The following is a 26,251-nucleotide window of genomic DNA, read 5'->3' on the forward strand; positions in this document are numbered from 1 at the left end:
TTTCCGTTGTGTTTATGGCTGGTGCTGCATGACTTCTGATTTTGCTATCCCCAATCCAGAGTCAAATTCTGCGCTTCCTGATGCAGAGTCCATCACTCACCTATCTGAAATAGATGTAAATTCCACGGTTTCTCAGATTGAACCGAATTCTACCGTTTCTGATCCAGATCCCCATTCTGTGATTCCAGATACGGAGTTATCATCTGTTCTCCTTTATTTAAAATCAAATTCTCCGCCCTTAGTGTTAAATCCAGAGTCTGTCCCCCAAGAATCAGAGTCAAATGCTCCAATTTTGGATGTAGAGTTAAATCCTGCGCCTGAAGAATCGGAATTAAATTTGGCTAAAGACTTAGAAGCGAATGCTGAAGTCCCCCATACAGATGCGAGTTCTACTCTTTGGGATGTGACAGAAACCGAAGTAGACAATCGACTCAAAAATCATATCCAAGTCCAGTTCAAACATGAAGACGGAAAACTGTTAGTGATTTTACCGACAGAATCCCAGTTACCTGCTTCAGAACTGGCTTGGTCTGATATTTGGCAACAGTTAAAGTTGCGATTAAATGCAGGCGATCGCTTAAGAATACCAAATACACCTGTACATTTGGTAGCTCATGACCGCTTGTTAGATAGCAGACAACTGCAAGATTTAGCCGACAGCTTTAGTGAAGTCCAACTCCAACTCAAATATGTTGCTACGAGTCGGAGACAAACTGCGATCGCTGCTGTCACATCAGGGTATTCTGTAGAGCAACTACAGCCCCAAACTTCCCTCAGTTCTGAACCTCAAGCCACACCTACCACCCACGCCGATGCACTTTATCTCGAAATGACCGTGCGATCGGGAGTCGAAATTCGCCATCCCGGCACAGTAATTTTGCTAGGAGATGTCAATCCAGGTGGTATCGTAGTTGCAGAAGGAGATATTTTAGTCTGGGGGCGTTTACGTGGAATTGCTCATGCTGGTGCTGGGGGGAACCGTGAGTGCCTAATTATGGCTTTGCAAATGGAACCAACTCAATTGCGAATCGCCGATGCTGTAGCTAGAGCGCCAGAGAAGCTACCAGCACAATTTTCTCCCGAAGTGGCACATATCACGCCGCAAGGAATTCGCATCGCTAGGGCTACGGATTTTTCTAGAAATCAATTAGCTAGGATAAATCCAGTACCATAAATATCTATTATAATTCCTGAACCCTCATCGCTCGCAACTCTGAACATGACTCGCATTATTGTGATTACCTCCGGCAAAGGAGGGGTGGGTAAAACTACAGTGTCAGCAAACCTAGGTATGGCCCTAGCTAAAATGGGTCGTCAAATTGCCTTGGTTGATGCAGATTTTGGTTTGAGAAATTTGGACTTGCTGTTAGGACTAGAAAACCGCATTGTCTACACAGCAGTAGAAGTTCTCTCTAGAGAATGTCGGTTAGAACAAGCCTTAGTCAAAGACAAACGCCAAACTAACCTCGTACTTCTACCAGCAGCCCAAAACCGTTCCAAAGATGCAGTCACCCCCGAACAAATGAAGTTATTAGTGAATGCACTAGCCCAAAAATATCAGTATGTCATTATTGATAGTCCGGCGGGAATTGAAAACGGATTTAAAAATGCGATCGCCCCAGCCAAAGAAGCCCTAATTGTCACTACACCAGAAATCTCCGCCGTCCGAGACGCTGACCGGGTAGTTGGGTTACTAGAAGCACAAGGTATTAAGCGTGTACACTTAATAATTAACCGGATTAGGCCAGCAATGGTGCAAGCAAATGACATGATGTCTGTCCAAGATGTTCAAGAACTGCTTGCAATTCCCTTGATTGGCGTAATTCCTGACGATGAGCGTGTAATTGTCTCAACCAATCGTGGCGAACCTTTGGTATTAGGGGATACTCCCTCTTTAGCGGCCCTAGCGGTGGAAAATATTGCTCGGAGATTGGAAGGAGAAACCGTCGAATTTTTGGATCTCGACGCACCCCCAGATAACATCTTCGCCCGATTGCGTAAGTTGTTGTGGACAAAGATTGTTTAATGTTTCAGTCTCCTGATATCTATTAGCAATGATCATTGAACTTATCGAACGACTTTTTTCTCGACCTCCTGAAAACAGTCGCAATCAAGTGAAACGTCGCCTACAAGTCGTCATAGCCCACGACCGCGCTGATCTAGATGCTCAGACGTTAGAAAAAATGCGTCAAGAAATTCTAGATATTGTCTGTCGCTATGTGGAAATTGAAACTGATGGCTTGGAATTTTCCCTAGAAAGTAACCAAAGAACCACAGCTTTGATTGCCAATTTGCCAATTCGGCGAGTGAAAGACTCAATGTCTCTTTTGGAAAGTAGTGATAAACCCCAGTAGTTGCTCAGAAAGTGCTGAGGAGCCACTGCGTTGGGCGGGTTTTCCGACTCCCTCAGTGGCGTTGCTGAGTAAAAACAAACAAATCCTCTAGTCCCTAGCCTCCACCATCTTTTTCATACTTGGTGGTCAAACTTTTCCACTGCAACTGCTATGTAAAAATTCTTTAGAAAATGCCTTTTAACCCGTAATATACACAGGCTAGACTACCAACTATATAAACAAACCAAGTGAGAAAAAAGCCAATAGCTCGCCCTGGAGAAGGGCCGTAAGTTTTGATTAAACCCCATGCGTGGGCAATCCGAGCTACAGTTATGCTGCATCCCAACAGCCATAACAGCCATATTTGTACTTGCATTAGTTCTAAAGCCAGTACAAACAGTAACGCATGAGGTACATACTCAGCAAAATTTCCATGAGCGCGAACCTTGCGTTGCAACAACCCATCATCTTGACTTTGAGTGGAGAACAGTTTTTGAGTACTTTGCTCAACCAAAGTAGCCCAAGCACCAGGATTAACTAAAGGATCAGGTTGTTGTGCAATGTCTTTTTTAGACTCGCCATGCCAAACTCTAGTTTTTGTGCGTTCAAAGGCCACAATATAAGACAGAAAAAAAGCAATCAGACCATTCAGCCCAATAAAAAGAGTTGAGATAGGAATAGAATTCTCGATCATTTTTCGTAAGTTGCAGATTCTGTGTGCAGAATAGACCTATTTAATGAAACTGTTGTATTTTGGGCAAACTAAACTAGCCTAAAACATCAGATAAGTAATGATATCACTGCAATTTGCCCACAAATTCTCTTTGAGTTTGCTAGTTTGTACTACTCTACTCACGACTTGCCAAGTATCTCAAGCATCTCAAGTATCAACTCCTCAAACATCAGGTGTGAAAGAAAGTAAAATTATTGGAGGTGCAATTGATTGCGACAACAATGGGCGACAAAATGACTCACGCATTGATGATGATGGTGATGGTATTCCCGATAGATGCGTGATTGATCATTCTGCAACCGCAAAGCAGGAAATTCATCAAGACACGCCAAAACAACTGTTTGAGAAGCTAATGCAGTCGCTCACAGATATGACTGAAGGTTGCGATGAAACGACAAAAGTAAAAGCAGGTGTAGTTTATAGAATTTGTACTATCAATAATGAACCTGTTACAGCTTCGGAAGCACTTTTAGAAGTAGGAGACGGGGTAGGTTTCTGGTTCAAAAATAAGAAAGTCGTAGCCATCCAATATTTCCACTCTGGAGAAACTTTATTTTTTGATGATGAACAACTAATTGCTAAATTTTTTCACAACGAAGAACTACAAAGTGAATTTGCAGATGAAGAACGTCGAGAAGCTGAGAATTTAGCTCAATCTGGCTACCAAACAATTTTTCAAGTTTTTACTGATAAATCTCCCTAATTTCTCAGGGAAATCGGATTTTAGAATTTTCCCAGTACAGGTTGGCGGAAATAAAGCACCGATTATAAATTGCTGAAAAGCTCACTATCAGGGTTTCTTCATTTCAGACTTCAGCCTTTTTACACTAGTACAGTTGGCGTAAATAAACAGACCATAAGGAATTGCTCAAAGGTTTGTGGTATCACTATTCCTTCTTTTTCGTTTTTACTTTTTCCTTGTTGTACTAGTAGGCGTTGCTGATTTTAGAGACACAAAAACATCTGAAAGTTCAACTCGTGGATGTTTTTCATCTCACTTTCAGCAACGCTGACTATTTTGCTAACAACAGACGCGATCGCTCGCGCCACTATTTAGCCTTATACTGCTTCTGTATTCTTTTCTCCAGTCCGAATCCGCACTACTTGTTCAACAGGAGAGATGAAGATTTTACCATCACCAATTTCGCCTGTGCGGGCAGCAGAAATAATTTTGTCTACCACCATATCAACTTGATTATCTTCAACAACAATTTCTACTTTCAGTTTTTGCAGAAACTCAACAGTGTATTCCGAGCCACGATAGCGTTCGGTTTGTCCTTTTTGTCGTCCAAAACCTCGCACTTCGGAAACTGTCATCCCCACGATACCCGCATTAACCAAAGCAATTTTCACTTCGTCAAGCTTAAATGGGCGAATAATTGCTTCTACTTTTTTCATGTATTTGACTCCTAAATCTTTAATAGGTTCGTTTATCTATCTAAGCAGATCAACCGTCTGACATTATTACCAATAACCCGATTACCAAAACATAATGTAATAATTGCAACTTTTTTTTAAAGTGTCTGGTTTTTGTCTATGTAGTTTTGGGAATTCCGATTGAAGCCCAAAATAATGAGAGATGCAAGGAACGAGGGGAAACTTGCTTGATTTACCTTAAAAATAGAAAAATTCTATATTTAAGTAGATTTGTTAACAATTCATGGCCAAATTAGTTACTTTGATGGGCAAACAAGGGTCGTACAATTAAATACCCAGCACCAAAAGCGGTCAGCATAACTAACACAATCGTAATGACTAATCCCCAACCATTAATTCCCTTCTTGTCGGTTTCCCTTGCAGGATAATAGCTGACAGGCTGTTCCTCGATAAAGATGGTTTCTGGCTGGTGAGAACTGATTTCGACCACAGGTAAAGGAAAAGGACGGCGTTTGGTTTTAGGCGCAGCTGGTGGACGAGGACGCGATGACTGCGAACGTGGGCGTGCTTCTTTTTTTGGCTGTCTGGTGGGATTTTTCCCTTCACCACTAGCACGGGTAGGCGGGTTACTATCCTTACTTTCGGGGACACGGAAATCAACTAGTTTTTGCAATTGAGAAACAGACTGCAAGACTTTGGCAATTTCTTGGCGGAGAAATTTATTTTCTTGCACAAGTTGTTGATTTTTAGCGGTGAGTGCATCTAACTGTGCTTGGGTTGCTTCTAACTCTGCTGCCAATTCCCGATATACGTACAATGGCACAGAGGAGGGATGATTTGGAGAAGCGGGCCGTTTTGCAGAGTGGCTATGAACAGCTGCTGTGGTTGTTCGCATCGGTGAATTGGTATCAAAAGTTAAGGTAATGGAATTTTACAGAAATGCTAAAGGAAATGGCTAGATATGAAACTATGCCCAAGAATAATAGATAAATGCCGAGATAGCAAAGATTTTTTTCGGTCGAGTCAATACCTAAAAATTGCCATAACAAGCAACTAACAACTTACAATATTCCACTAAACACAGGTCAATTTCGTAACAAAGGAAAAAAGTGTCCTACAGGGCCTTGACCTTTGCCTATACTGAGTGAGTAAGCAAGAGCAGTTGTAACATACTCTTTTGCTTGTTTGACAGATGTTAACAAATCCTTGCCCATTGCCAAATTAGCAGCGATCGCAGCTGATAGAGTACAACCAGTACCGTGGGTATTTTGCGTTTCAATTTGTTGTGTTGTCAAGAGTTCCAAACAATTGCCATCAAACCAGATATCTACCCCACGGGCATTGCCCTGCATCCCACCACCTTTCACTAAAACAGTCTGCGCTTTGAAGTGGCTGTGAATAGTTTGGGCAGCAGCCCTCATATCATCTAAAGTATTTATCGGGAAACCGCTTAAAATCTGAGCCTCATAGCGGTTAGGAGTAATAATTACCGCCTGGGGAATTAACTGCTGACATAACGTCTTAATAGCATCATCATCAATTAACTGCGCCCCTGTGCGAGATACCATCACCGGGTCAACCACTAAATTATTAATTTCTAAAGCCTCTACTTGTTGGGCAACAGCCGCGATAATTTCTTGATTTAGCAACATTCCGGTTTTCGCTGCTATAACGCCAATATCCTCTGCTACCGCCTGCATTTGGGCAGTAACAGCCTCCGGTGGCATCGCATCTACTCGCGCCACTCCCAAGGTATTTTGCGCCGTCACGCAGGTTACAGCACTAGTACCGTGGACACAGTGAAAGGCAAAGGTGCGTAAATCAGCTTGTATCCCCGCACCACCGCCACTATCAGAACCAGCAATAGTTAAAGCCACAGGTATTTTCGATATCTTTTCGGCATTCATAAGGGGAGTTTGGGCGTGAGGGTGTAGGAGGACAGGGGGGACAAGGGAGACAGGTTAGAAGCAATGATTAATGACCTTTGACTGCTAACTCTTGGTCAATTAATTTCAGACTTCATACTTCATTTGACCTTCAACAAAGGATTTGGTTGTGGGTTTTGGGGTCTGGTTTGTGGCACAACTGTAAGATAAGGTTGCAGTTTTTCGGAGTCAACCCAGCCAGAGTAATATTTTACGCTAGTAGATTTAGGAGAAATATCGAGTAATTCTAAATCACCACGCATTGCATTCCAATTCATTGGTAATTCTGGTTTAAATTCTCCAGAACCGATACCTTGAGGGCCGCCACCAACTAAATTGAGGGAAACTTCATCTAAGGCACGAATAAAGCGTTGTCCATTCCAGTGCCATTCAAAACCAGGCCATTCAATAGGAGGTTTGCCTGTGGGTAAAGAACGCCCAAACTCATACTTACTTGCACCTTCGTTGAGTTTTGTTGTGAAACCTTGAGGATATGTCACTTCGTAACGTCCTTTATTTGTTTGGAACTTCACAGGACTCCACCACAAAACTTCTACAGTGTCATTAGCAGCCAAGGATGCAGCAGACTTTTGATTAGTTGAGGCACTGTAAATCGGCAGTGTTGCTGGTACTTTAGCCATTGCCGTAAAGCGCCAACAAGACCAATTTTGAGGGCTATCAGCAGCTTGCCATTTCACTTGGCAAACTCCGTTAGCACTACTAACCCACAGAATGTTATTTTCTACTCTGAGTTTGTCAGAAATTGCCCCAACTAAAGGACTGTTATTTGTAGTGTAGGTACTTAAAGAATTATCAGGGCGGTAAGCAACTAATCCCTTGGCAGGAATGTAGAGATTCCCTTCCCCACTAACATTAGTACCCATCCAGAAGGTAGGGCTATTAACATCGCCAGTAATGGCTAAATCTGTGATTTGTGTAAATGCAAGAGCTTGTGGTTGAATTAGGCTAAATTTATCAGTTTTTGGGTCATAACTAACAATAGTGGCAATGCCGTTGTTACCTTCACCTTGCTCAAATGCAATTGACCACCAAATCTTGTCGCCATAAATTAAACTAGATGTAATTCTTGGCACACCTAACAAATTTCCTTCAGCAGAAAATCCGGCTTTTACTGCTGCATTCTGCAAATCTTTAAGTGTGTACAAAGTTTGGCGTTGAGGAGTTTTATTATTAGGTGTAATGAGTTCAAAAACTATTTTATCTTTGGTTGGATCTTTTACTTCTGGTCGGGAGAGATTATTATTTGAACCTAAAGAATAATTTGGCTCTTGCACAACCCGATACTGATAAGTTTTATCTTGAAAGTTAATATTTTTGAACTTGGGATTTACTATATCTTGGGCAAAAGCGGCATAGTTGGTAGGTGGCTGTAAATCTTTGGGTAAAGTTCCTTTTTGGACTGTCCAAGTATTATTAGCCCGACAGAAAACAAAATCCTGCTTTAAAGTTTGAAATTTAATCGTGTCATCATCCGCTACAATATTGCGAATATGCCAATCAAACCTGTCATAAAAGCCTTCGTTTTGCTTTTGTTCTGATAAAGCAACAACCTCAGCTTGAGGACAGTTTTCTACTTTGGCTTTCACGGTATTTGTAGCTTGAGAGATGCCGTCAATCTGAGAACTACAAGCACCAAGAAGTAATAATACACCCAAAACAGCAACATTTTTTTTGCATGACGAATTCTCATCTAGTGAGCAAGATTGAATATTTTTTATTTCTGTTTCTAACTACAATTTCTCTAAACCAGATTTCCCAAATTTTTGCAAAAAAATCAATTATATCTGTATTCAGAAAAATTAGGGCATTGTGTAGATATAAAAATTAGTAAGAGTAATACTTTTACCTCCTGCCCTCTGCCTCCTGCCTTCTGCCTTCTGCTATGATTTGGTTAAAATATTTGCTTGAAAAATGCTTAGGAAATTAGATCCCCGACTTATAGAATAAATCGGGGATCTGATTTTGCTTTGCTTCTCAATATACCTTGCAATTTCCTATAACTGAAGACAGCTTGGAGATTAACTTTGTTCCCTGCGTAAATTTTGTAATGCTCCCTGTAAATACTTAGCCCATTGCACGGCTAAGGGGATTTCTGTAAATGGTACAAGTACAGATTTAGCGGGTTCAGCAATAACAAATTCTATTTTGATGTCTCTACCTTTTGCGGGTGGCGTTTCTATATTGACGACTGTATCGTTGACCAAAAGATTGATTTCTTTGACATCAAGTAAAGAAAAAGTTTCTAAATTGATTGGGCCTTTGGTTGTGGGTTTACCCCAAGTAAGATTGTTGTCTTTTTGACCTAATACCGCATAAATATCATATTTAGCTCGTTCAAATTGTTCTGCCCAAGTTCGATAAGCCTCGACTTTTTGATATTCTTTAGAGCCTTGCCAAGCTAACCAAAAAAAACGCTATCAACAAAGGCAACCATAAAAGACCACGTTCCATCGTTTAACAAATCCTGAGTCGTAAGTGAAGGTTTAACTAACTAAAGTGACAATTACACCAATCAGGGATGTAAATAAGTTATGTTAGTGAGCAAACTGGCAAAAGCGGTAACGAGTTAATATGAGAAGGCTATTATTATTGTGCCTGTTTATTATTGGGCTGGGTGCTGCTGTTTTGGGATTTTTAAATTTTCAGGGACTAGCAGCAAAAGGTGATTTTGAAACGATTGTGCTTGATTTTCGGGAAGATATTGGCAAAGATGAAATAAACCGAGATTTGCAAGCGATCGCTCAACAATACAACGTCACACCCCAATTAGATAATAAGTTTTCTGCACAAGACAATGTGTATATTATCAAAGGCGATCGCCAAAGGCTCAAAGAACTGAAAAAATCTCAGTTTGCCAAAGCCACAGAATTTATTGAACCGAATTACATCTATAGAATTCCCCCAGAACCTCAAACCACTGTTCTTGGAGAACTTACCCCGCCCCAAAATAACGAGGCCAAACCTTCCTTAATCGGCCCCAACGACCCATATTACAGCAAGCAGTGGAACCTGCACAAAATCGGCATTGAAGGCGCGTGGAATGAAACCAAAGGTAGCGGCATTACCGTTGCAGTCATTGATACTGGTGTTACTCAAGTACGGGACTTAAAAGAGACCAAATTTGTCAAAGGCTATGATTTTGTCAATGACCGAGAACAAGCCACCGACGATAACGGACATGGTACACACGTTGCAGGTACAGTTGCCCAAGCTACTAATAATCAATATGGTGTCGCGGGTGTTGCTTACCAAGCTAGTCTAATGCCACTAAAAGTCTTAAATGAGTACGGTGGTGGCACAGTTGCTGATATTGCCGAAGCGATTAGATTTGCGGCCGATAAAGGTGCAGATGTCATTAATATGAGCTTGGGTGGTGGTGGTGAAAGCCAGTTAATGAAAGATGCTATTGATTATGCCTACAAAAAAGGTGTAGTCATCATCGCGGCGGCTGGCAACGAAAGTGCCAATGGTGCAAGCTATCCGGCCCGTTACCCCCATGTTATCGGTGTGTCCGCTTTCGGCCCAGAGGGTGAAAAAGCAGACTACTCTAACTATGGTGCTGGCGTAGATATTTCCGCCCCTGGTGGTAGTGACACTGGCAAGATTTTGCAAGAAACCATCAACGAAAATGGCGAAAGTGAGTTCTTGGGACTCCAAGGTACAAGTATGGCTGCGCCTCATGTTGCGGGTGTAGCGGCTTTAGTCAAAGCTAAAGGCATCGAAAATCCCGATGACATTTTAAAAGTTCTCAAACAGTCAGCCAGAGTCATTCAAGATGATGGGTTGAACTATTATGGCGCTGGACAACTCAACGCCGAAGCCGCAGTTAAACTGGCAGTCCAAGGACAAATTAGTTTCCCAGATTTCTTCCGTTGGTTGCGCGATAACGGTTATCTTAACCCCGGCTTTTGGATAGATGGCGGTGCAGTAGCACTGTTGCCAAAGATTTTAATGGTTGTCGGTTCTTATTTACTGGCTTGGTTTTTACGGGTTTATTTCCCCTTCACCTGGAGTTGGGCTTTATTTAGTGGCTTAACTTTTGGTAGTTCTGGGTTATTCTTCCTCAAAGGCATCTATATATTTGATTTGCCCCAGTGGCCTTTCCGCCTGTTAGGTAGTTCTTTACCAGAATTGGGTAACACGCTACAAGGTACAAATGCTTTTAATCCTTTATTTGCCAGTGTGTTAATCCCCCTGTTGCTGATTGTATTACTCTTGGGACATCAGACTTGGAAATGGTTTGCCGTTGGCTGTACTTTGGGTGTAGCAGCTTGCTTGACAGTCAGTGCAATTTACGACCCAGCCGTTTGGGGCTTGGGTGATGGTGACTTAGCCAGAATATTCCTCATTGTTAATGCCCTACTCTGCTATGGACTAGCTCGTTTGGCAGTTAACAACGAAAGACAAGTTGCATAAAATGTAAAAAACTAGAAAGTGGGGACTTTTTACTAACCCCCACTTTCTACTCAGCACTCAGTACTTAATTATGAGCATCACAATTACAGGCACTATCGAACGTCGTGATATTGGTATGGGCGCTTGGGCTTTCGTTACAGATGACGGTGTGACTTACGAAATTCTCAAAGGCGCTGATAAAAGCTTGCTCAAAGCTGGGCAGCAAGCTAAAGTCACAGGAAAGGTGCGTGAAGATATTATGACAGCAGCAATGATTGGCCCAGCTTTAGAAGTTAAATCTTTTGAAATCCTTAATTCTCATTAGCAGTTGGATTTAAAACTGCTTGCAGACGGCTTCTAAATTCGCCCTTGGGGTGTCCACCTTTAACCTCACCAATAATCTGAAATTCTCCTTCTGGGGAATCACAAATAATATAAGTAGGCCATCCCATTTCTGATTTATCGGGATACTGGGTGAGCAAAATTTTCCGATATTTGCGATAAGTAGCTGTATCTTGCATTTTCACATCAATAAACTGCAAACCCAATTCTTCAGCTACTTTTTGGTCATAAAAAGCCATTTTATGGCAGATGCCGCAGTCTTCAGAAGAAAATTTAATTACAGCTAAACTCATATAATTTTGCGCCTCCCTGAAAATAAGCAATAAATGTTACCATACTTTCTCAAAGTAAGCATCTTACTAAAGAATGAACAAGTAGGATAGCGCAATTTATGAAAATTTAAGTAAAAAATTTAGAATTTTATCCCAATAAAAAATAATTTTTCGCCAATAGTCATAGTGATGAAATTCTGTTGACTAGACCACCAAATTTAGCCAAAACCTAAGCTATGACTTTGTTCCAGAGGGGCAATGAACTCAAAAAAAATTAATTTTTTAGCAATCTGTAATCTGTTTTTGACAAATCAGTAGAAATCTGACTATAAACTATGATATTATGTACAAACTTACGATTCTCATCCAGGGTAGCTTCTGCAAAGCAACTGAGCGATCGCAAAAATATTTCCACAATCCATCTGCTACTTGTGAATAGTAGAAGATAAATAAGTGAGTTTTATTTTAATAAACACTAAAAGTGTTTGATAAACTCTATCGGTGGCATGATAACTGCGAAGATTCAGATGGAAGTTAAGTCAATAAATGCTGACACTGATAGTCAAAAAACACTATTTGCACTAGTATATTGTCTGAAACTTACGCTAGAATATACGCCTAAGCAACTACCAACAAAAGACAATAATTGTCTCAACAATCTCTAAGTAAGTGTTAGTTAATCCAGGGAGTTAGATATCAGGGTACATCTACCAATTAATTGTTCCAAGGTCTAGCAAAGTCTTCCGGAACAATTACCATAAAGGTTTTTGGGTGCTTCAAAAGTAAAAGTATAGTTGTATCTACCAAGTCAAAGAGTTAGTTATCTTAGTACAACTACCAATAATCTGTTTCTAGGATTTAGAAGTATGTTCCGGATAAAAATTCCAAAAATCCGTATGCTGCGAAAACAGCATAAAAAAAATCTACCAGTTATGGCCAGTGCATAGGGGAGTTAGTTATTAGGGCGCGTCGATTGATAATTTATTTATTCGAGAATTTATCAACATCTTCCGAATAAATATGCAATAATCATGGTTGCTATTTACCAAATATCAAAAAATCTCCCAGTAATGTCAGATAACTAGGAGATTTATTTATCAGGGTGCATTTATACAATTATTGGTTCGAGATTCAATTAACATCTTCCGCAGGAAAAATATATATAATTACTTTACTTCTGCTGAGATGTTGTTAGTAAAAAAATCTTCCCAGCCAGTGTCAGCCAGCTAGGGAAGAAGTTATCAGGGTGCATCTACCAATTAATTGTTCTGTTTTCAAACTGCATCTCCCGGAATAATTTTTCACAACAAGCATCATCTACCAAAAAAAATCCCCCAGCCAGTGTCAGCCAGCTAGGGAGAAAGTTATCAGGGTGCATCTACCAATTAATTGTTCTGTTCTCAAGCTGCATCTCCCGGAATAATTTTCCACAACAAGCATCATCTACCAAAAAAAAATCCCCCAGCCAGTGTTAGCCAGCTAGGGAAGAAGTTATCAGGGTGCATCTACCAATTAATGGGCAATGCGGAAAATACAATAGAATTGACGTTCCCCGCATTCCAATTTTGTTAAATAAGCTTTTTAACAGCATCGCTGTACTGTTCGTAAGCTGAAACTCCAATGATTTTTTCGACTAAATCACCATCTTTGAAGATTAAAACGGCGGGAATACTGCGAAGACCAAATTGTCTAAATAGTGGTTTGTTATTATCTACGTCTACTTTAACGACCTTGGCGCGTCCGTTGTATTCTGTTGCAAGTTGTTCCATTAAGGGACTCACAAGACGACAGGGGCCGCACCAAGTAGCAGTAAAATCAACAACTAGAATTTTCTCTTGAGTTAAAAAGGTATAAAATTCGCTTTCTTGAATATCAGCAACTGTATCAGCTTCGGTAGACATTTTTTAAATTCCTCAATATCAAATTAAAATTCAATAACTAAGTAATACCAATTCGCAATTCGCAATTCGCAATTCGCAAGTGAAAAAGCTTGATTTTACAAGGGTTTTGGAATTTGAATCTGTGGCAGGATTTTGGAGAATTGGTATAACTATACAGAGTATATAGGTAGAGCGATCGCAAAACGGCTTTAATTCCTGTTTGGTGCGATCGCAGCAATGGAAAAAGCCATCACCCACAAACATCATCATTTTCGTGATCTGTTGGGTGATGGCCATAAGCTTGTAGTCACAAGCATTAATTGAGAGTTATAGCGGTTGTTAGGACAATTTGAAAGCTTGAATGCTAAGAATAGTAAGACTTTTCCTCCTACTTTCTAACCAATAGCAGACATAGTTAAACCTGTAACAGCTATAGCACCAGCGATCGCACTTGCAACCAGAGAAGTGAGTGCTGTTCCAAATAACCACCAAGCAGCGTTAGCAACGGTTTTTTTGGTTTCTTCGGCTTGTTTTTTCGCTTGGTGTTGGATGCTGTGTAGACGTTCCTTGGTGATTTGCTGAATGCGTTCGGCGCGTTGCAAGACACTATCGCGGGCGGCTTCGATTTGATTGATAATCCGGTTAGCGTCTTCCTGGGAAATATCTTCCCGCGAACTGAGAAGTGCAACTAAGGTATCCCGGTCAAATTGACTCAGGCGATCGCGCAAGGCTTCAAATCCAGCTTGGGGGTCATCAAACAATTTGGCAAAATCATGTCTGATCCCTTCATAATCCAGTTCAGGACGATTCAACGAATTGAGATAGTTACGAATTCTATTTCTCACGCGTTCGGTTGCTGATTGCACACCTTGTTGAATTTGCCTGAATTGCTTCACAACTGCATCCCGCGCCGATAATATTTGATCAGCAATGCGGTTAACGTCTTCCTCAGAAATATCTTCCCGTTGGGATAGTAACGCCACAATTGTGGAACGGTCAACTTGAGATAAGCGATCGCTGAAGTTACTAACTCCGGCGCGGGGATCACGCAACAGCAGTTGTAAATCACGCTTAATGCTGTCTGGGTTGAGTTCTTCTTTATTGGTGTGACGTAGGTAATCTTCGAGATTTCTTTCAAAATCGACAACTTGCTGAATGGTACGGTTTGCCAAGCGGCGCGGGGCTTTAATAATGTTAGTAATCGCCTCTTGTGCTTGGTTAATTAGTTTTTCTACTTGTTCTTCGCTTAAGTCTCCCCGTTGGCTAACGAGTTTAACTAAGGTTTCGCGGTCAACTTGGGACAAGCGATCGCGCATCGCAGAAACTCCTTCTTTGGGATCAACCAGCAATTTTTCTAAATCTTGGCGGATACCTTCTGGGTTGAGTTCTTCTAAGTTGGTGTTGCGGAGATATTCAGCAATTTGAGTTGTGGTTTGTTCGTACTGTTGTTTAGCTTTATCTGCTACCACTTGCGGGGTTTGCAATATATTATTTCTGACTGATTCTAGCTGATCAATAACTTGGTTAACTTCATCCTCATTCAAATCTTGACGCTGAGATAGCAGACTGACTAATGTATCACGATCAAACTGTGATAAACGCTGACGCAACAAGTTAAATCCGGCTTGGGGGTCTTGCACTAAAGTGCTGAAATCACGGCGAATACCTTCAGGATTTAATTCTTCCTTGTTAGTATTTCGTAAATAATCTTCGACTCTTTGGCGTAAATTTTCAGCTTGGGTTGTCGCTTGTTCCTGTAATTTATTTAAAACAGAGTCCCGGACACTTTCTAAGTTATTTAGCAAATTATTAGCTTCTTCATCACTAAAGTCTTGACGCTGCTGTAACACTTGCAGCAAGACATCACGAGTCAATCCTTGGAAGCGTTCATTTAAATCATCAAAATTAGCGTTTAATTCTGTCAGTAAATTAGCAAAATCTCGCTCAACAGCTTCAGGATTCAATTCTTCTTTGCTTGTGGAACGTAGATAATTTTCAATGCGATTCCGCAAATCTTGACTCTTATCTTTAACTTCCGCCTGTTGCACAGTTTCTAAAACTTCTTGGCGAATTTCTTCCATTTGTTGAGCAATTTCTTTAACTCTGGCTTCGCTAATATCACTCCGACGAATGAGCAAATTAGCAAACTCTTCTTGGTTGAAACCTTCTAATTCCCGCCGCATGGTTTCCGCATCGGCTTGCGGGTCATAAATCACATCCCGAAATTCATCTTTAATTGTGATGCGGTTAAAGTGCCAGGGCAAAGAATTTTTAATGTAATCTTCTACATCTTGACGGTAATGAGAATTAGATGAACTACCTCGTCCTTGCGTAGTTTTTTCAATAGTTTCTTGCAGTTGATGAGATATGTTCTCAATATCTAAATCTTGAACTTTATCTTTGAGCTTTTGCAACTGATTGGTGATTTTGTTCACATCTATATCAGAGACATTTACCCGTTCTAAAACTACTGGTAAAGCAGCCGTTAAACCAGTTTGAATGGCTTTGCTGATACCACCATTATTGCCATGACCATTACCACCAACAGTTACTAATTCTTGCAAGCGATCGCCTAATTCATCTGATTGCAATTCTTCGGGAGTTGCCGATGTAATCAAGTTAATTACTTGCTGTGCTGGGTTACGCCGCGCTAAAGTTTGATTCCAAGCTGCTTCTAATTGGTCAGCAATTTTATTGACATCAGCCTTCGAGAAATCTGTGCGATCGCTAATTAAATCAACAAAAGTTTGACGATTGAAATTTTGTGTCAAATTATCAGGTAGAGATTGCCAATCGATATCACCAAAAATCTGATCAAATTGTTTACGGATATTTGGTAAATCAAGCTGTCGTCTTGGCAGATTACTCAAAGAACTTTGCAGTGTATTTTGAATACTATCAACATCAAAACCAGAAGTTAACTCTCTGCGAACGGCAGCTGTAATATCTTCCGCAGTCGAAACCATCTGTTGTTTAGCAAAATTTGCACCAATAGCACTAGTCGCAGTTCCCATTAATGCTTTGATGCCACTATTGGCAGTATTCGCCACTGCACCAATTAAAGAACCGACTGTCGAAGAACCAAACCAAACAACTATAGAAAAATAAGCAGACCAAATAACTACACCAATAATTGCACCTAAAAATGCACTATCAATTAAGCTGAGTTTGACTGCAAAAAAGGAAGCAATAAATAATGCAATAGTGGCGCTAATTAATGCCCAAAAACCGACTTTATTTTCAACTTTGCGAATTGTATCGCCTAAGCTTTCATCATCACTAGAAGATGAATCATTATCTGTGGCAGACATTCTTAAAGCAACTGCGAAGTTAGTTAATAACAGTTGAAAGGCAAATGCCATTAAGACACCAGCCACTAATGCAACTAAAAATTTAGGCCCAGAAAAAACCACTGATGCTTGTTCTGGAGTTAGTATTTCTTGCACTTCTGTTATGGCTGCTAATCCATTATTCAGCCAATGCCATCCTAAAGAATATTCAACAATTTGAAGCATAGTATTTTCTCATTCATGCTCAATAAATGCCAGTTACTTTGTCAGTAACTAGCTACTTCCTACGCTAAGTACCAAATTCTTTAGCTGACACTTTCTTAGGGGGTAAAGTCTGTTTCCGAAAGTCGTAGTTTTATAGGAGGAGGCAGGAGGCAGGAGGTAAAATATTACTATGTTTTATCTGCGTTTATCTGCGTCCATCTGCGGTTAATTATCAAATTACTAAAGGTTCTAGTTGATAATTGTGCCACTGGCGTTGATACCATTCAGCGACTAAAGGTCGGACGATAAATTTCGGACGACCTTCGCCTGTGACATCAATTCGCAAGCATGAATAGGGACGGCGTTTTTCTGAACCATGACCGTTACGACCAACATATAAATGCGATCGCGCAATTAATTTATCTCCCTCGACTAAATCAGCACCTTCAGTTCGTTGTCGGCGCAAACTAAACCCACTTCCGCCACACACAATCCAGTTAATTGCCGAGTCTGCGTGTCCAGTGTTATATGTTTGCAGATATTCTAAACAATGAGCATGGCCGTTTAATACCAAATCCACTACAGCACGACCTTGAGTTACATCACCCAATGTTTCTGCTACGGCGTTGAAAACTTCCCGCAAGCGACTGCGAATTGCTAGGGTTTGTGCTTGTTGCCATTTAGTTGCTTCCGTAACATAGGGAGGATGATGGAAATAAATCACCCGTCCCCGCACTTGGGAATTCTGCCAAGATGCAATTAACCTTTGTTTTAGCCATTCCAACTGTTCTACATCGGTGTGGGTGGCTTGTTGTGGTGCTAATTGTTTGTCAATATCAACTACCAATTCTTCAATTTGCGACAACTTGACGTATAAATCATCCAGATATTCGGCTTCGTGGGGATTATCTGGATTTAGTTTGCTGGATGTTTCTAGAATTTGCTGTTTTTCTTGTTCAAATTCTTGGCGACGTTGTTCTAAGTTTTTCCGTTGTGCGTCGCCTTCGGCGGTTTGAGGGAGTGATGGCGGATCGTTGAAAGTATTGGAATCTAAAGCAAAGAAGTCAATTCCACCATAACGAAAACTATAATAGCGATTTGGCAGACGGGTAAATTTTCCTGGCTGATAAGACAGACAGCGACCTGTATCTGTGTTGGCGGTGTAGTATGTGTCTAAATGTTGGTCTAAATCGCCAGGAAACTTCAACTTACAGAGATAATCAAGAAATGCTTTGGCGTAAGCTTCACCTGTTCCTGAACCATGTAAACCCACATCTAAATCTAAGCGCGATCGCAATAAGCGGCGAATTGGTAATGTTGTAATTGATAATAAGTTCAAGACTAGAGGTAAACCGTAATAATCGTGATTTCCCGGTACAGGCAAAATCGGTACCCGAAAAGTCATCTTGTCGTAGGCAATTTTTTGCGGAAAATCACCACCAACCAGATATTCTTTATAAGGTCGAATAAAGTTTTGCTGATAATACTCACTGGAACCCACTAAGTAAATGACATCGCCTGTATGCAGCATAAAGCGACAATCATCAAGATGAGGTAATGTGAGTTGTGCTACTTGTCTTTGGGGGTTTTGTCCACCATGTCTCCCTGAACCGCTATCTCCGACTACCAAAAACGAAAATTCAGGATGATCAGCTTGACCATCTTCTAGCATTAACTGAGTTTGGTCAATACCGCGCCGTTTGATTAACGGATCTTGCCAGCGAACACGCTGGTTCATCTTCTGAATTTTTTTGGCGATCGCTGGATCAGAAACAAGCTTCAAAACATTTTACTCCTACAAGACTGATGCACAAAGGATATTCGTTGAGATTGGGTGAAAGGGTGTAAGGGTATAAGGGTGTTGAAGTCAGAAGGCAGAGTCTCTCTCATAAGCCTCCTGCCTCCTGCCTCCTGCCTTCTTTAACCTCCCGTTTCTTCCTCACTTTCTGGGGGATTTTTCAATTCAATAACTAAATTTGGCAGTCCCTCAAGTTTTTCTGCTGGTTCAACTTCTTCTACTGTTGGTACAAAAACCCGCAAACCTGCTGGAACACACTTGACTTCTATCGGTGTTGTACCAACTATCTCACCATCCAAGACAACTTTTTGAACTGGGTCAGTGGTGATTTTAAATTGTTTAGCGCGGAGATAGCCAATATCATCTCGTTCGACTGCATTCCCGGAAGAAGCACTTTGAAATAAATGATATGTAGCAGCGATCGCTCCGGCTTTATTAACGGGAGCTACAATTGTGACATCCAGTAATCCATCATCATAAATAATTCCACCAGGCCCTTGCGCCAAAACTGATGTCGGCGGTGCAGCATTAGCCACTGTCACGGCGGCGGCGCTAGTTTTAATTATTTTCTCCTCAGTCTCAATTTCAACATCAAAATTCTGTAATTCCCCTAGTTGCTGGAGTCCTGCCAAGATATAAGCAATAATTCCAAAGCGGTTTTTTGCTTCTCGGTTAGCTTTTTCTACAGTTTCCGCCTCAAAGCCCACACCTGCTAGTAAGATTAATGGGCGATCGTTGCAGTAAGCTACATCTACATTGCGAGTTGCACCTTGTAAAATTGTTTGACAGGCCGCCTCAATAGTGTCGGGAATACCTAAAGCATTGGCAAAGGCATTGGCTGTTCCCCGCGAAATAATGCCAAAGGGAATATTTGTATTAATGACTGCGGCTGCTGCTGCTGAAAGTGTACCATCACCACCAGAGGCGATAATCTCATCCACTCCGCGCTGAACTGCGTCATAAGCCAATTGATCAGCGCCGACTTCTTCGGTTGTGAAATGAATATCTAAGTCAATAGTTGGTTCTAATAATGCGCGAATCTCTAATAGTTCTTGTTCTGGGTTGCCTTGACCCGCTACTGGATTAAAAATGAGGCAGGCGGAACGATTCATAAAAGTTAAATTTTAAGCAGCGATCGCTAACATACCAAAATATTCCTATCATTCCTAGATGATCTTGACTTCTCTCTGACGACAGGTTTACTTCTGTTCCCTGTTCCCTGTTTCCTGTTCCCTACTCATGCCATAGCTTATACATTAATCACACTTAATTTTGCTTAAATGTCTTAACTGTCTCAATTTAATTACTTAAATGTCTTAAATTTCCTTGAATGTTTTGACAAATACGCAGAAAATATATCAGCATCAAAACTAAAATTATCAAGCATAAAAAAGCAAAAGTAAAGATAAATTAAAAATAAAGTTTTTCTATCAATATATTTATAAGGAGTCAAAAAAATGGATATTGATAATATAGGTCAGATTTCTAAAAGAGACTTAGAAATAATTCAACTACATCAATTTCAACAACCTATTTATTGTTGTAATGTAACTGCGATCGCCTACGCTTTGACGGCATTAGGATATTTAACAACTGTCGATGAAATTTTCTATGCCACCCAGCTGCCTATTGCCTCAGTTTTAGATGATGGTATGACCTTAGCAGAAACCTACGACACCTGCAAAATATATATAGAAAGAAAAGGATTACCTTTATCAATTCGGATGGAGCATTTTGATAAGCCGAGTCTGACACTCGAAGCATTCATCCGCGAAGTTGAAACTGCTGTTTGTAATGAAAATGATGTCCACATTCTCAACTTCAATACTCGGATTGCTCATGAAAATCCTAGTTTAGAAGGTGGTCACTTCTCTTTACTAGCAGATTATGACCCCCAAACTCAAGAAGTCACCATTGCAGATACCAATCCCAAGCGATATACAAGGTTTTGGAAATGTCCAATTCAACGGATGTATACTGCTTGCGTAGATAAAGATTCCTCCTCAAACCGCTCTCGCGGGATGATTGTACTCCGCAGATTGGAACCAGCCAAAACAGGTAACGGCGCACTTCATCCATCCGAATTGGCTTTGAATGCTCTCCATGCAGAAAATAGCTAAGTTTTGTTAATCAAGTCTCCTGAAAGTATCACCGAAACAGCACTTTAACTCCTTCATTTATCTTGTGAAGGAGTTATTTTCTATCTATAGCAAAGTGCTGATACCAAGTTGCAGTCAAAGATAGTAACCTGGGGTGCAAGTAGGGAGTAGGAATACTTTTGAAAGCAACTTAAGTAAGTCGGTGGGAAAAAACAAAACTAAGTTAAGAAAGGTAAACAAAGCTATAACCCTCTTCCCTCCTGCCTTCTGCCTTCTGCCTCCTAACTCTGACACAAAGAGCGATCGCTCTGTTCTAATTTTGTGTTAGTTTGCAAATAATTCTGCACCAGAGAGCAAGCATAACTCAAGGCATTTAATTTGAGAATGCGCGGTAAATTCCATAAAATTAGCGTGTTATCATCACCACCAGAAGCTAAAAAAAGTTCCGTCGCGGCTGATGTCAATTTTACGAATACCTGCGGTATGTCCTCTGAGAGTTGTGATTTCTGTACCATCCAATTTCCAAAGTTTAATTGTGGCATCGATACTCCCGGAAGCTAGGATTTTGCTATCGGGAGTAAATGCAACTCCCCAAATTGCTGCTGTGTGACCTGTGAATGTTTGCAGTAATTTGCCGTCAATTGTCCACAATTTCACAGTATTATCGCCACTACCAGTCGCCACCATTTTACCGTCGGGACTAAAAGCGGCTCGCCAAACTGCGGCTGTATGTCCGACTAAGGTTGTGCGTAATCTGCCATCCAATGTCCACAATTTAGCAGTACCATCACCACTGACAGACATCACCATTTTACCGTCGGGACTAAAAACCATTTGCCAAACTTCTGCTTGATGTCCTTTGAGAATCTGCGGTTGAGGCTGATTGCGATGCCATATTTGCGCTATTTTATCAACATTGGCCATAGCGATCGCTTGACTGTCAGGACTCAACACACCTGCTAAAAGTTTTCCCAGGGGATCTTGATAAGTGGCAACTAACTTGCCGTCTCGTTGCTGGAGTTTGATTTTATCACCATAAGTACGAAGGGCAATTAACTTACCATTACGACTAAAGGAAACCTCAAAAATTGCCCCTCTAGATTCAGTAAAAGTTTGCAACAATTTACCTTGACTACTCCACAATTTAGCGGTGTTTTCATGACCAGCCGTCCCAACGATGGCACTATCTGAAGTGATATTTAATGACCAAATTCCCGATTTATGGGCAACGACTGACTTTTGAAAAGGGTTTTCACTCTGCCAAAGTCTGACAACATTTTCTGCACCCGCCGAAGCAATAAAGCTACCATCAGGACTAAAACTTACTCCCCAAACAGAGGCTATGTGGCCTTTGAGGGTTCTGAGTTCTGTACCATCAATACTCCAAAGTTTAATTGTTTTATCGAGACTAGCAGATGCAACAGTCTGACCATCAGGACTAAATGCTACCCCCCAAACACCTGCACTATGACCTTGCAGCGTTTTATCCAGGCGATAGGTATGATTTTTAGGGTTACGTCGCCACAGTTTGACTGTTTTATCTTCACTAGCAGAAGCAATCATTTGACCGTCAGGACTGAAATCTAATGCAATTACCCAAGTACTATGACCTTTGAGGGTTTGCAGCAGTTTAGCGTTTTGCCAGTCTGCACCTGCTTTTTTCCAGATTTTGACTGTCCCATCTATGCTTGTGGCAGCCACAAGTTGACCATCGGGACTAAAGGCGACTCCCCAAAACCCCACTCGTTCACCAGAAAAAGTTTTGAGTAATGTACCGTCTTGCTTCCAGAGTTTTATGGTTCTGTCGAAACTGGCAGAGGCAATAGTCTGACCATCAGGACTAAAGGCGACTCCCCAAATGGAAGCATTGTGGCCTTTGAGTGTTTTTAATAAAGAGCCTGCATTTGTCCACAGTTTGACAGTGCCATCTTCACTTGCCGAGGCCAGCATCTGACCATCAGGACTAAATTTGACGCATCTAACTGTGGCTGTGTGTCCTTTGAGTGTTGCAACTGCTTTACCGTCACGTCGCCAAAGTTTGATGGTTTTATCAACACTGGCTGAGGCAATGAGAGAACTATCAGGACTGACATCGACTGCTAAAACTGCTGCTGTATGACCCCAAAAACGATTGTATTCATCTGCACCATACACAGCTTGTTCTAATACAGCATCAACTTGCTGTCCAATTTTAGGATTATTGGGACTGAATTTGCTGAGTTTTTGTTTGGCTTGGATGGCTGCTATCAGTGCATCCAAGCGGCGATTTGAGTCAAACATTCCCTCCGAAGCCGAGATTAAAGCCCGCATTTCGCTATTTTTGGCTTGCATTTCACTTTGTTTAGCTTGGCGGTACAACATAAAAGTGCCTATACCCAAGCTAGTAGAAACAAATAAACCAATACAGACTGCAATTAATAAATATCTCTGTAATAAAGCAGTTTTCTTCTCCTGCGCCAACCTTGTTTCTATTTCCTTCACCCTTGCAGCTTCTAGGGCGGTTTGTACCTCATGCCGTTCGCATTCTTGACTGGCTACGAAAAATTGATAGTCCAAATCGCTCAAACTTTTGCCTTGCGCCCAATTTTGCGCGTCTTTGAGTGCTTGTCCCCGCAATAACCGTGACTCATCTTGATAACCCGATAGCACCCAAGCATTAAAAATTTGCGAGTAAGGCCGCAAATTATCTAACTGTCGTATTACCCATTGCTGATTAAACACAGAGTGATAAATCGGGTTTTTAATTTTGAGATAGCCGTCTTGTCTTTTAACTAAACCAGATAATAATAATTCTGTTTGTTCGCGGCTATCATTCAACGCGACTGGAGAGTTAAGTTGTTGTTCTTCAGCTTGCAATACTTGTTGATAAAGACCTAACAATCGTGCGGCTTTTTGTTCATCAAACAACAGGCGATCGCGGATTGTGCGAAGATGTCTGGTTCGTCTTTTGATTCCCAATGTTGAATAATCTGCTTTTGAACGAGTTGTTCTACCCAATACCCTTCTGTACCTTGGGGTAAGTCAATTTTGCCATTTGCAGTTTCTGAGGCAATTTGCACCACTAACTGACAGAGTTTTTGAGTTAAAAACGGTTGTCCACTCGTCCATTCCAGAATTTTTTGTAACACTATTAACGGTTGATTAACTACACCTTCTAATCCACGCAGTAACGGTGTAGCTTCTTCTAACGTAAAACCATCTAATTCGATTGCTTGCCCAATATTAAAAGGTGTCCGACGCTTATCACTAATTAAATCCGCCGGACTAGCCACCCCAAACAAAGCAAAGCCTAAACGTTGATATTTGCGATCGTGCGCTCGTTGATTATAACAATGACGAATCCAAGCAAAAAAATCATTTACTGAAAAACTTAAACTTAATAAACTATCAATTTCATCAATAAAAATCAAAATAGATTTATTTTCTGGAATAGATAGCAATACTTCCTCGACAAATTGATACAGTTTTTTGATTGGTGAAAGACCACTTTGTGTTTCCCACCAAGTTTTAAAATTCAATGTATCTTGGCAATTTAAGTTGTAAAAAAGACTCAGAATAATTCCTTTATACCATTGCGCTGTTGTTGTATCTTCACTCCCTAAACGAGTTACATCCAAGTAAATACAACTGTAGCCTTCTTGTGTAAGATGATAACTTGTGCGATGTAATAAAGATGATTTTCCCATTTGACGGGAATTTAATACATAACAAAAATTGCCAGCTTTTAAGCTGGTATAAAGCTGTTCATCTGCTTTACGAATAACATAGCTTGGATCATCACTAGGGAGACTACCACCAACTTGGTATTTCATATTGCGGTAAGCATCTTCATAAGAAGACCGAAATTGAATTTAATGATTAATTAATATTCTTAATAAAAATTCCTTGATTGAAAATATCTTACTAGAATTTGGCATAATTTTTTGCAAAATTGAGCTATCTTTAAAATTTCAATATTCTTTAATTCTCTTAAATATCTTAAATGTCTTATCTGTCTAATATGCTTTTTATTGATGTTCTTAAATGTCTTATCTGTCCTGAAATAATGTTGCTAAAAACAAAATTAAGCTAAGAACTCAGCACTCAGCATTCAGAATATATGGTAGGAAGCAGGAGGCAGGCTTTCGCTGTGAGCGTCAGCCGAACGGAGGTAAAAGTTTTATTATCCCTGGGTATTTAAGATTTCATAATTTCCTAACCTATCTGACTACTGCTATAAATTTATCAATCATTTAAGATGACTACTTTTGTTCAGCAAGTATAGCAATTTATTACAAAAAATAGAAAGCACTTGAGCAATAAATTAGGGGTGCAGTTATTAGCACCCCTACAAATCATCTATTTAGTTTTCAGACTGTTTACATTGGCATAATCCACAATAGATAATTCGTACCTTGTGATTAAACTACGAATTATCCATCATATATTATCTTCTTCTGACCTTGGGAGGTCTGCGGTCTAGCAAATGCACAGCTGCACCAGCTGCTGCACCATTAAGACCATTTTTCAACGTATTTCGACAACCGCCAGTAACAGCACCACCTACTACACCAGCGCCTGCGCCTACACCAGCATCTCGAACGATACTACGTCCGTTAACTCTTCTGTCGCTTCTGGTTCTTAAACCGTTAGCACCATTAACAGCCGCACCAGCCAACGCACCGGTAGCTGCATTATTTAAGAAAGAACCGCAACCTGTTAATGCTCCAGTTACGGCGCTAGCACCAGCACCAATTGCCGCATTATTTAAGACTCTATCATCAGCAGCAGCAGGCTGAGATGGAATCAGGCTGACGCTGGTTAAACTAACAGCCATTAAACCAGGTAAGAATGCACGTTTTAGGATGTGTTGCATGGGTAGTACCCTCTGAAAAATCAAACGATTGGTGAACAACTAAATATTAAGTGCGATCGCTAACCCTTTTTTATTCTAGACAACAGCAATATTATCTCTGTTCAAGACATCATTGATAATGACATACACACAAATATGATGACATCTACTAAAAGTTAGGAATTGTAACTTTCAAATCAGGCAAAAAGCAACAGTTAAGAGGGTTTGATTTTTATTTAAACGGTTCGGTTATTCCCACCTGTTTTGCTGAGTTAAAACTTGGTTGATTAACTTAGGGACAATAAATAAACTGACACACTGACAGCAAAAATTGAATATGTAGAGCAAAAATCAGAGTTCAAAAATCAAGAGAAAATATTCTGATTCTTGAATTCTGACCGAGCAATTTTCTAAGTTAAAAAGCTTGAATCCACTCTTTGATAGAGTATTCTGTCCAAATACCGTTTTGCCAATAAGGGTCATTTTCAATTAATTGGCGGACAGTGGCTTCGTCTTCAGCTTCGTAAATTCCAAAAACCTTGGTGATATCTTTGGTGGGGCCGATGGTAATTAACACACCAGATTCTTTTTGTTTGGCTAAACCATCTAAATGGGCTTGACGGTAAGGAGCACGTTTTTCTAAAACGTCGTCGCAGTAAGTTCCCCAGAGTACGTATTTGGGCATAGTCAATCAATTAAAAATGCAAATTTCACAATGAATAGTAAGCGAAAACGGGTCAAAATTATA

23 protein-coding genes and 1 pseudogene are annotated in these 26,251 nt (G+C 40.6%); 7 read left to right on the forward strand and 17 right to left on the reverse strand.

Translation table 11 applies throughout. The annotated features are described in order from the left end of the window. Positions 1-28 precede the first annotated feature (28 nt). The 3 genes from minC to minE are packed head-to-tail and all read left to right on the forward strand — an operon-like array spanning position 29 to position 2,354. Positions 29-1,174 (forward strand): septum site-determining protein MinC, encoded by a 1,146-nt coding sequence (gene minC / locus ACX27_RS01355; RefSeq protein WP_083468643.1) that lies wholly within the window; start codon positions 29-31, stop codon positions 1,172-1,174. Between the two features lie 45 nt (positions 1,175-1,219). Then, positions 1,220-2,026: a septum site-determining protein MinD gene (minD, locus tag ACX27_RS01360; RefSeq protein ID WP_062287403.1), complete on the forward strand. Its 807-nt coding sequence runs from the start codon at positions 1,220-1,222 to the stop codon at positions 2,024-2,026. A gap of 28 nt (positions 2,027-2,054) precedes the next feature. Then, positions 2,055-2,354 carry a cell division topological specificity factor MinE gene (gene minE / locus ACX27_RS01365; RefSeq protein WP_062287405.1) on the forward strand — a complete coding sequence of 100 codons (300 nt, stop codon included), beginning with the start codon at positions 2,055-2,057 and terminating at the stop codon, positions 2,352-2,354. 163 nt (positions 2,355-2,517) lie between these two features. Here minE and ACX27_RS01370 read toward each other — a convergent pair whose 3' ends face one another. Further along, positions 2,518-3,027, reverse strand: a complete 510-nt coding sequence (locus ACX27_RS01370) for an MAPEG family protein (protein ID WP_062287408.1) — start codon at positions 3,025-3,027, stop codon at positions 2,518-2,520. 97 nt (positions 3,028-3,124) lie between these two features. Between ACX27_RS01370 and ACX27_RS01375 the strand changes: the two genes are divergently transcribed. Further along, entirely contained in the window at positions 3,125-3,769 is a 645-nt protein-coding gene (locus tag ACX27_RS01375) for a hypothetical protein (RefSeq protein ID WP_062287411.1), read from the forward strand. Positions 3,770-4,125: 356 nt separating this feature from the next. On the opposite strand, the gene ACX27_RS01380 is transcribed toward ACX27_RS01375, so the two are convergent. The 5 genes and pseudogenes from ACX27_RS01380 to ACX27_RS01400 all read right to left on the reverse strand — a co-directional run bounded on the left by ACX27_RS01380 (position 4,126) and on the right by ACX27_RS01400 (position 8,840). Next, positions 4,126-4,464 (reverse strand): P-II family nitrogen regulator, encoded by a 339-nt coding sequence (locus ACX27_RS01380; RefSeq protein WP_015111218.1) that lies wholly within the window; start codon positions 4,462-4,464, stop codon positions 4,126-4,128. Between the two features lie 271 nt (positions 4,465-4,735). Beyond that, positions 4,736-5,338 (reverse strand): hypothetical protein, encoded by a 603-nt coding sequence (locus ACX27_RS01385; RefSeq protein ID WP_062287414.1) that lies wholly within the window; start codon positions 5,336-5,338, stop codon positions 4,736-4,738. Positions 5,339-5,528: 190 nt separating this feature from the next. Next, positions 5,529-6,350, reverse strand: coding sequence for a bifunctional hydroxymethylpyrimidine kinase/phosphomethylpyrimidine kinase (thiD, locus tag ACX27_RS01390; protein ID WP_062287417.1), 822 nt, complete (start codon positions 6,348-6,350; stop codon positions 5,529-5,531). A 119-nt stretch (positions 6,351-6,469) separates the two neighbouring features. Then, positions 6,470-8,044: a hypothetical protein gene (locus ACX27_RS01395; protein WP_144427377.1), complete on the reverse strand. Its 1,575-nt coding sequence runs from the start codon at positions 8,042-8,044 to the stop codon at positions 6,470-6,472. A 363-nt stretch (positions 8,045-8,407) separates the two neighbouring features. Further along, a pseudogene (locus ACX27_RS01400) lies at positions 8,408-8,840 on the reverse strand (hypothetical protein). Between the two features lie 120 nt (positions 8,841-8,960). On the opposite strand from ACX27_RS01400, the gene ACX27_RS01405 reads away from it, so the two are divergent. After that, positions 8,961-10,805 carry a S8 family peptidase gene (locus tag ACX27_RS01405; protein ID WP_062287423.1) on the forward strand — a complete coding sequence of 615 codons (1,845 nt, stop codon included), beginning with the start codon at positions 8,961-8,963 and terminating at the stop codon, positions 10,803-10,805. A gap of 70 nt (positions 10,806-10,875) precedes the next feature. Continuing rightward, complete coding sequence (locus ACX27_RS01410; protein WP_062287427.1) at positions 10,876-11,109, forward strand: hypothetical protein; 234 nt, start codon at positions 10,876-10,878, stop codon at positions 11,107-11,109. Here ACX27_RS01410 and ACX27_RS01415 read toward each other — a convergent pair. From ACX27_RS01415 to ACX27_RS01435, 6 genes are all read right to left on the reverse strand, one after another. Next, positions 11,096-11,419, reverse strand: a complete 324-nt coding sequence (locus ACX27_RS01415; RefSeq protein WP_062287429.1) for a thioredoxin domain-containing protein — start codon at positions 11,417-11,419, stop codon at positions 11,096-11,098. The genes ACX27_RS01410 and ACX27_RS01415 overlap by 14 nt on opposite strands. Positions 11,420-12,966: 1,547 nt before the next feature. Then, a complete protein-coding gene (gene trxA, locus ACX27_RS01420) occupies positions 12,967-13,299 on the reverse strand; it encodes a thioredoxin (protein ID WP_062287433.1) in 333 nt (110 codons plus the stop codon). 30 nt (positions 13,300-13,329) lie between these two features. Continuing rightward, positions 13,330-13,575: a hypothetical protein gene (locus ACX27_RS31440; protein ID WP_144427378.1), complete on the reverse strand. Its 246-nt coding sequence runs from the start codon at positions 13,573-13,575 to the stop codon at positions 13,330-13,332. A 98-nt stretch (positions 13,576-13,673) separates the two neighbouring features. Continuing rightward, positions 13,674-16,793 (reverse strand): DUF4126 domain-containing protein, encoded by a 3,120-nt coding sequence (locus ACX27_RS01425; RefSeq protein ID WP_062287436.1) that lies wholly within the window; start codon positions 16,791-16,793, stop codon positions 13,674-13,676. A gap of 211 nt (positions 16,794-17,004) precedes the next feature. Further along, positions 17,005-18,555 carry a metallophosphoesterase family protein gene (locus tag ACX27_RS01430; RefSeq protein ID WP_062287439.1) on the reverse strand — a complete coding sequence of 517 codons (1,551 nt, stop codon included), beginning with the start codon at positions 18,553-18,555 and terminating at the stop codon, positions 17,005-17,007. Positions 18,556-18,692: 137 nt separating this feature from the next. Then, positions 18,693-19,682, reverse strand: coding sequence for a YegS/Rv2252/BmrU family lipid kinase (locus ACX27_RS01435; RefSeq protein WP_062287442.1), 990 nt, complete (start codon positions 19,680-19,682; stop codon positions 18,693-18,695). 345 nt (positions 19,683-20,027) lie between these two features. Here ACX27_RS01435 and ACX27_RS01440 point away from each other — a divergent pair, with 345 nt between their 5' ends. Then, positions 20,028-20,690: a phytochelatin synthase family protein gene (locus ACX27_RS01440; RefSeq protein WP_062287445.1), complete on the forward strand. Its 663-nt coding sequence runs from the start codon at positions 20,028-20,030 to the stop codon at positions 20,688-20,690. A gap of 260 nt (positions 20,691-20,950) precedes the next feature. Here ACX27_RS01440 and ACX27_RS33185 read toward each other — a convergent pair whose 3' ends face one another. From ACX27_RS33185 to ACX27_RS01455, 5 genes are all read right to left on the reverse strand, one after another. Further along, a complete protein-coding gene (locus ACX27_RS33185) occupies positions 20,951-21,133 on the reverse strand; it encodes a hypothetical protein (RefSeq protein ID WP_235526448.1) in 183 nt (60 codons plus the stop codon). Next, a complete protein-coding gene (locus ACX27_RS01445) occupies positions 21,090-23,627 on the reverse strand; it encodes a WD40 repeat domain-containing protein (RefSeq protein WP_235526449.1) in 2,538 nt (845 codons plus the stop codon). Before ACX27_RS01445 ends, ACX27_RS33185 begins: the two co-directional genes overlap by 44 nt. Continuing rightward, positions 23,543-24,481 carry an AAA-like domain-containing protein gene (locus tag ACX27_RS33190; protein ID WP_235526450.1) on the reverse strand — a complete coding sequence of 313 codons (939 nt, stop codon included), beginning with the start codon at positions 24,479-24,481 and terminating at the stop codon, positions 23,543-23,545. The genes ACX27_RS01445 and ACX27_RS33190 overlap by 85 nt, the downstream gene beginning before the upstream one ends. A 614-nt stretch (positions 24,482-25,095) precedes the next feature. After that, complete coding sequence (locus tag ACX27_RS01450; protein ID WP_062287448.1) at positions 25,096-25,524, reverse strand: hypothetical protein; 429 nt, start codon at positions 25,522-25,524, stop codon at positions 25,096-25,098. A 394-nt stretch (positions 25,525-25,918) separates the two neighbouring features. Beyond that, positions 25,919-26,188: a YciI family protein gene (locus ACX27_RS01455; protein WP_062287451.1), complete on the reverse strand. Its 270-nt coding sequence runs from the start codon at positions 26,186-26,188 to the stop codon at positions 25,919-25,921. Between the last annotated feature and the right edge of the window lie 63 nt (positions 26,189-26,251).

This window comes from Nostoc piscinale CENA21, assembly GCF_001298445.1.
Classification (GTDB): Bacteria; Cyanobacteriota; Cyanobacteriia; order Cyanobacteriales; family Nostocaceae; genus Nostoc_B; species Nostoc_B piscinale_A.

Coding starts and splice junctions, on each gene's coding strand:
- ACX27_RS33190 (WP_235526450.1), bottom strand. CDS start 24,481: ATGAAATACCAAGTTGGTGGTAGTCTCCCTAGTGATGATCCAAGCTAT.
- ACX27_RS01385 (WP_062287414.1), bottom strand. CDS start 5,338: ATGCGAACAACCACAGCAGCTGTTCATAGCCACTCTGCAAAACGGCCC.
- minC (WP_083468643.1), top strand. CDS start 29: ATGACTTCTGATTTTGCTATCCCCAATCCAGAGTCAAATTCTGCGCTT.
- minE (WP_062287405.1), top strand. CDS start 2,055: ATGATCATTGAACTTATCGAACGACTTTTTTCTCGACCTCCTGAAAAC.
- minD (WP_062287403.1), top strand. CDS start 1,220: ATGACTCGCATTATTGTGATTACCTCCGGCAAAGGAGGGGTGGGTAAA.
- ACX27_RS01450 (WP_062287448.1), bottom strand. CDS start 25,524: ATGCAACACATCCTAAAACGTGCATTCTTACCTGGTTTAATGGCTGTT.
- ACX27_RS01410 (WP_062287427.1), top strand. CDS start 10,876: ATGAGCATCACAATTACAGGCACTATCGAACGTCGTGATATTGGTATG.
- ACX27_RS31440 (WP_144427378.1), bottom strand. CDS start 13,575: ATGGCCATCACCCAACAGATCACGAAAATGATGATGTTTGTGGGTGAT.
- ACX27_RS01370 (WP_062287408.1), bottom strand. CDS start 3,027: ATGATCGAGAATTCTATTCCTATCTCAACTCTTTTTATTGGGCTGAAT.
- ACX27_RS01415 (WP_062287429.1), bottom strand. CDS start 11,419: ATGAGTTTAGCTGTAATTAAATTTTCTTCTGAAGACTGCGGCATCTGC.
- ACX27_RS01435 (WP_062287442.1), bottom strand. CDS start 19,682: ATGAATCGTTCCGCCTGCCTCATTTTTAATCCAGTAGCGGGTCAAGGC.
- ACX27_RS01425 (WP_062287436.1), bottom strand. CDS start 16,793: ATGCTTCAAATTGTTGAATATTCTTTAGGATGGCATTGGCTGAATAAT.
- ACX27_RS01455 (WP_062287451.1), bottom strand. CDS start 26,188: ATGCCCAAATACGTACTCTGGGGAACTTACTGCGACGACGTTTTAGAA.
- trxA (WP_062287433.1), bottom strand. CDS start 13,299: ATGTCTACCGAAGCTGATACAGTTGCTGATATTCAAGAAAGCGAATTT.
- ACX27_RS01380 (WP_015111218.1), bottom strand. CDS start 4,464: ATGAAAAAAGTAGAAGCAATTATTCGCCCATTTAAGCTTGACGAAGTG.
- ACX27_RS01405 (WP_062287423.1), top strand. CDS start 8,961: ATGAGAAGGCTATTATTATTGTGCCTGTTTATTATTGGGCTGGGTGCT.
- ACX27_RS01375 (WP_062287411.1), top strand. CDS start 3,125: ATGATATCACTGCAATTTGCCCACAAATTCTCTTTGAGTTTGCTAGTT.
- ACX27_RS01440 (WP_062287445.1), top strand. CDS start 20,028: ATGGATATTGATAATATAGGTCAGATTTCTAAAAGAGACTTAGAAATA.
- thiD (WP_062287417.1), bottom strand. CDS start 6,350: ATGAATGCCGAAAAGATATCGAAAATACCTGTGGCTTTAACTATTGCT.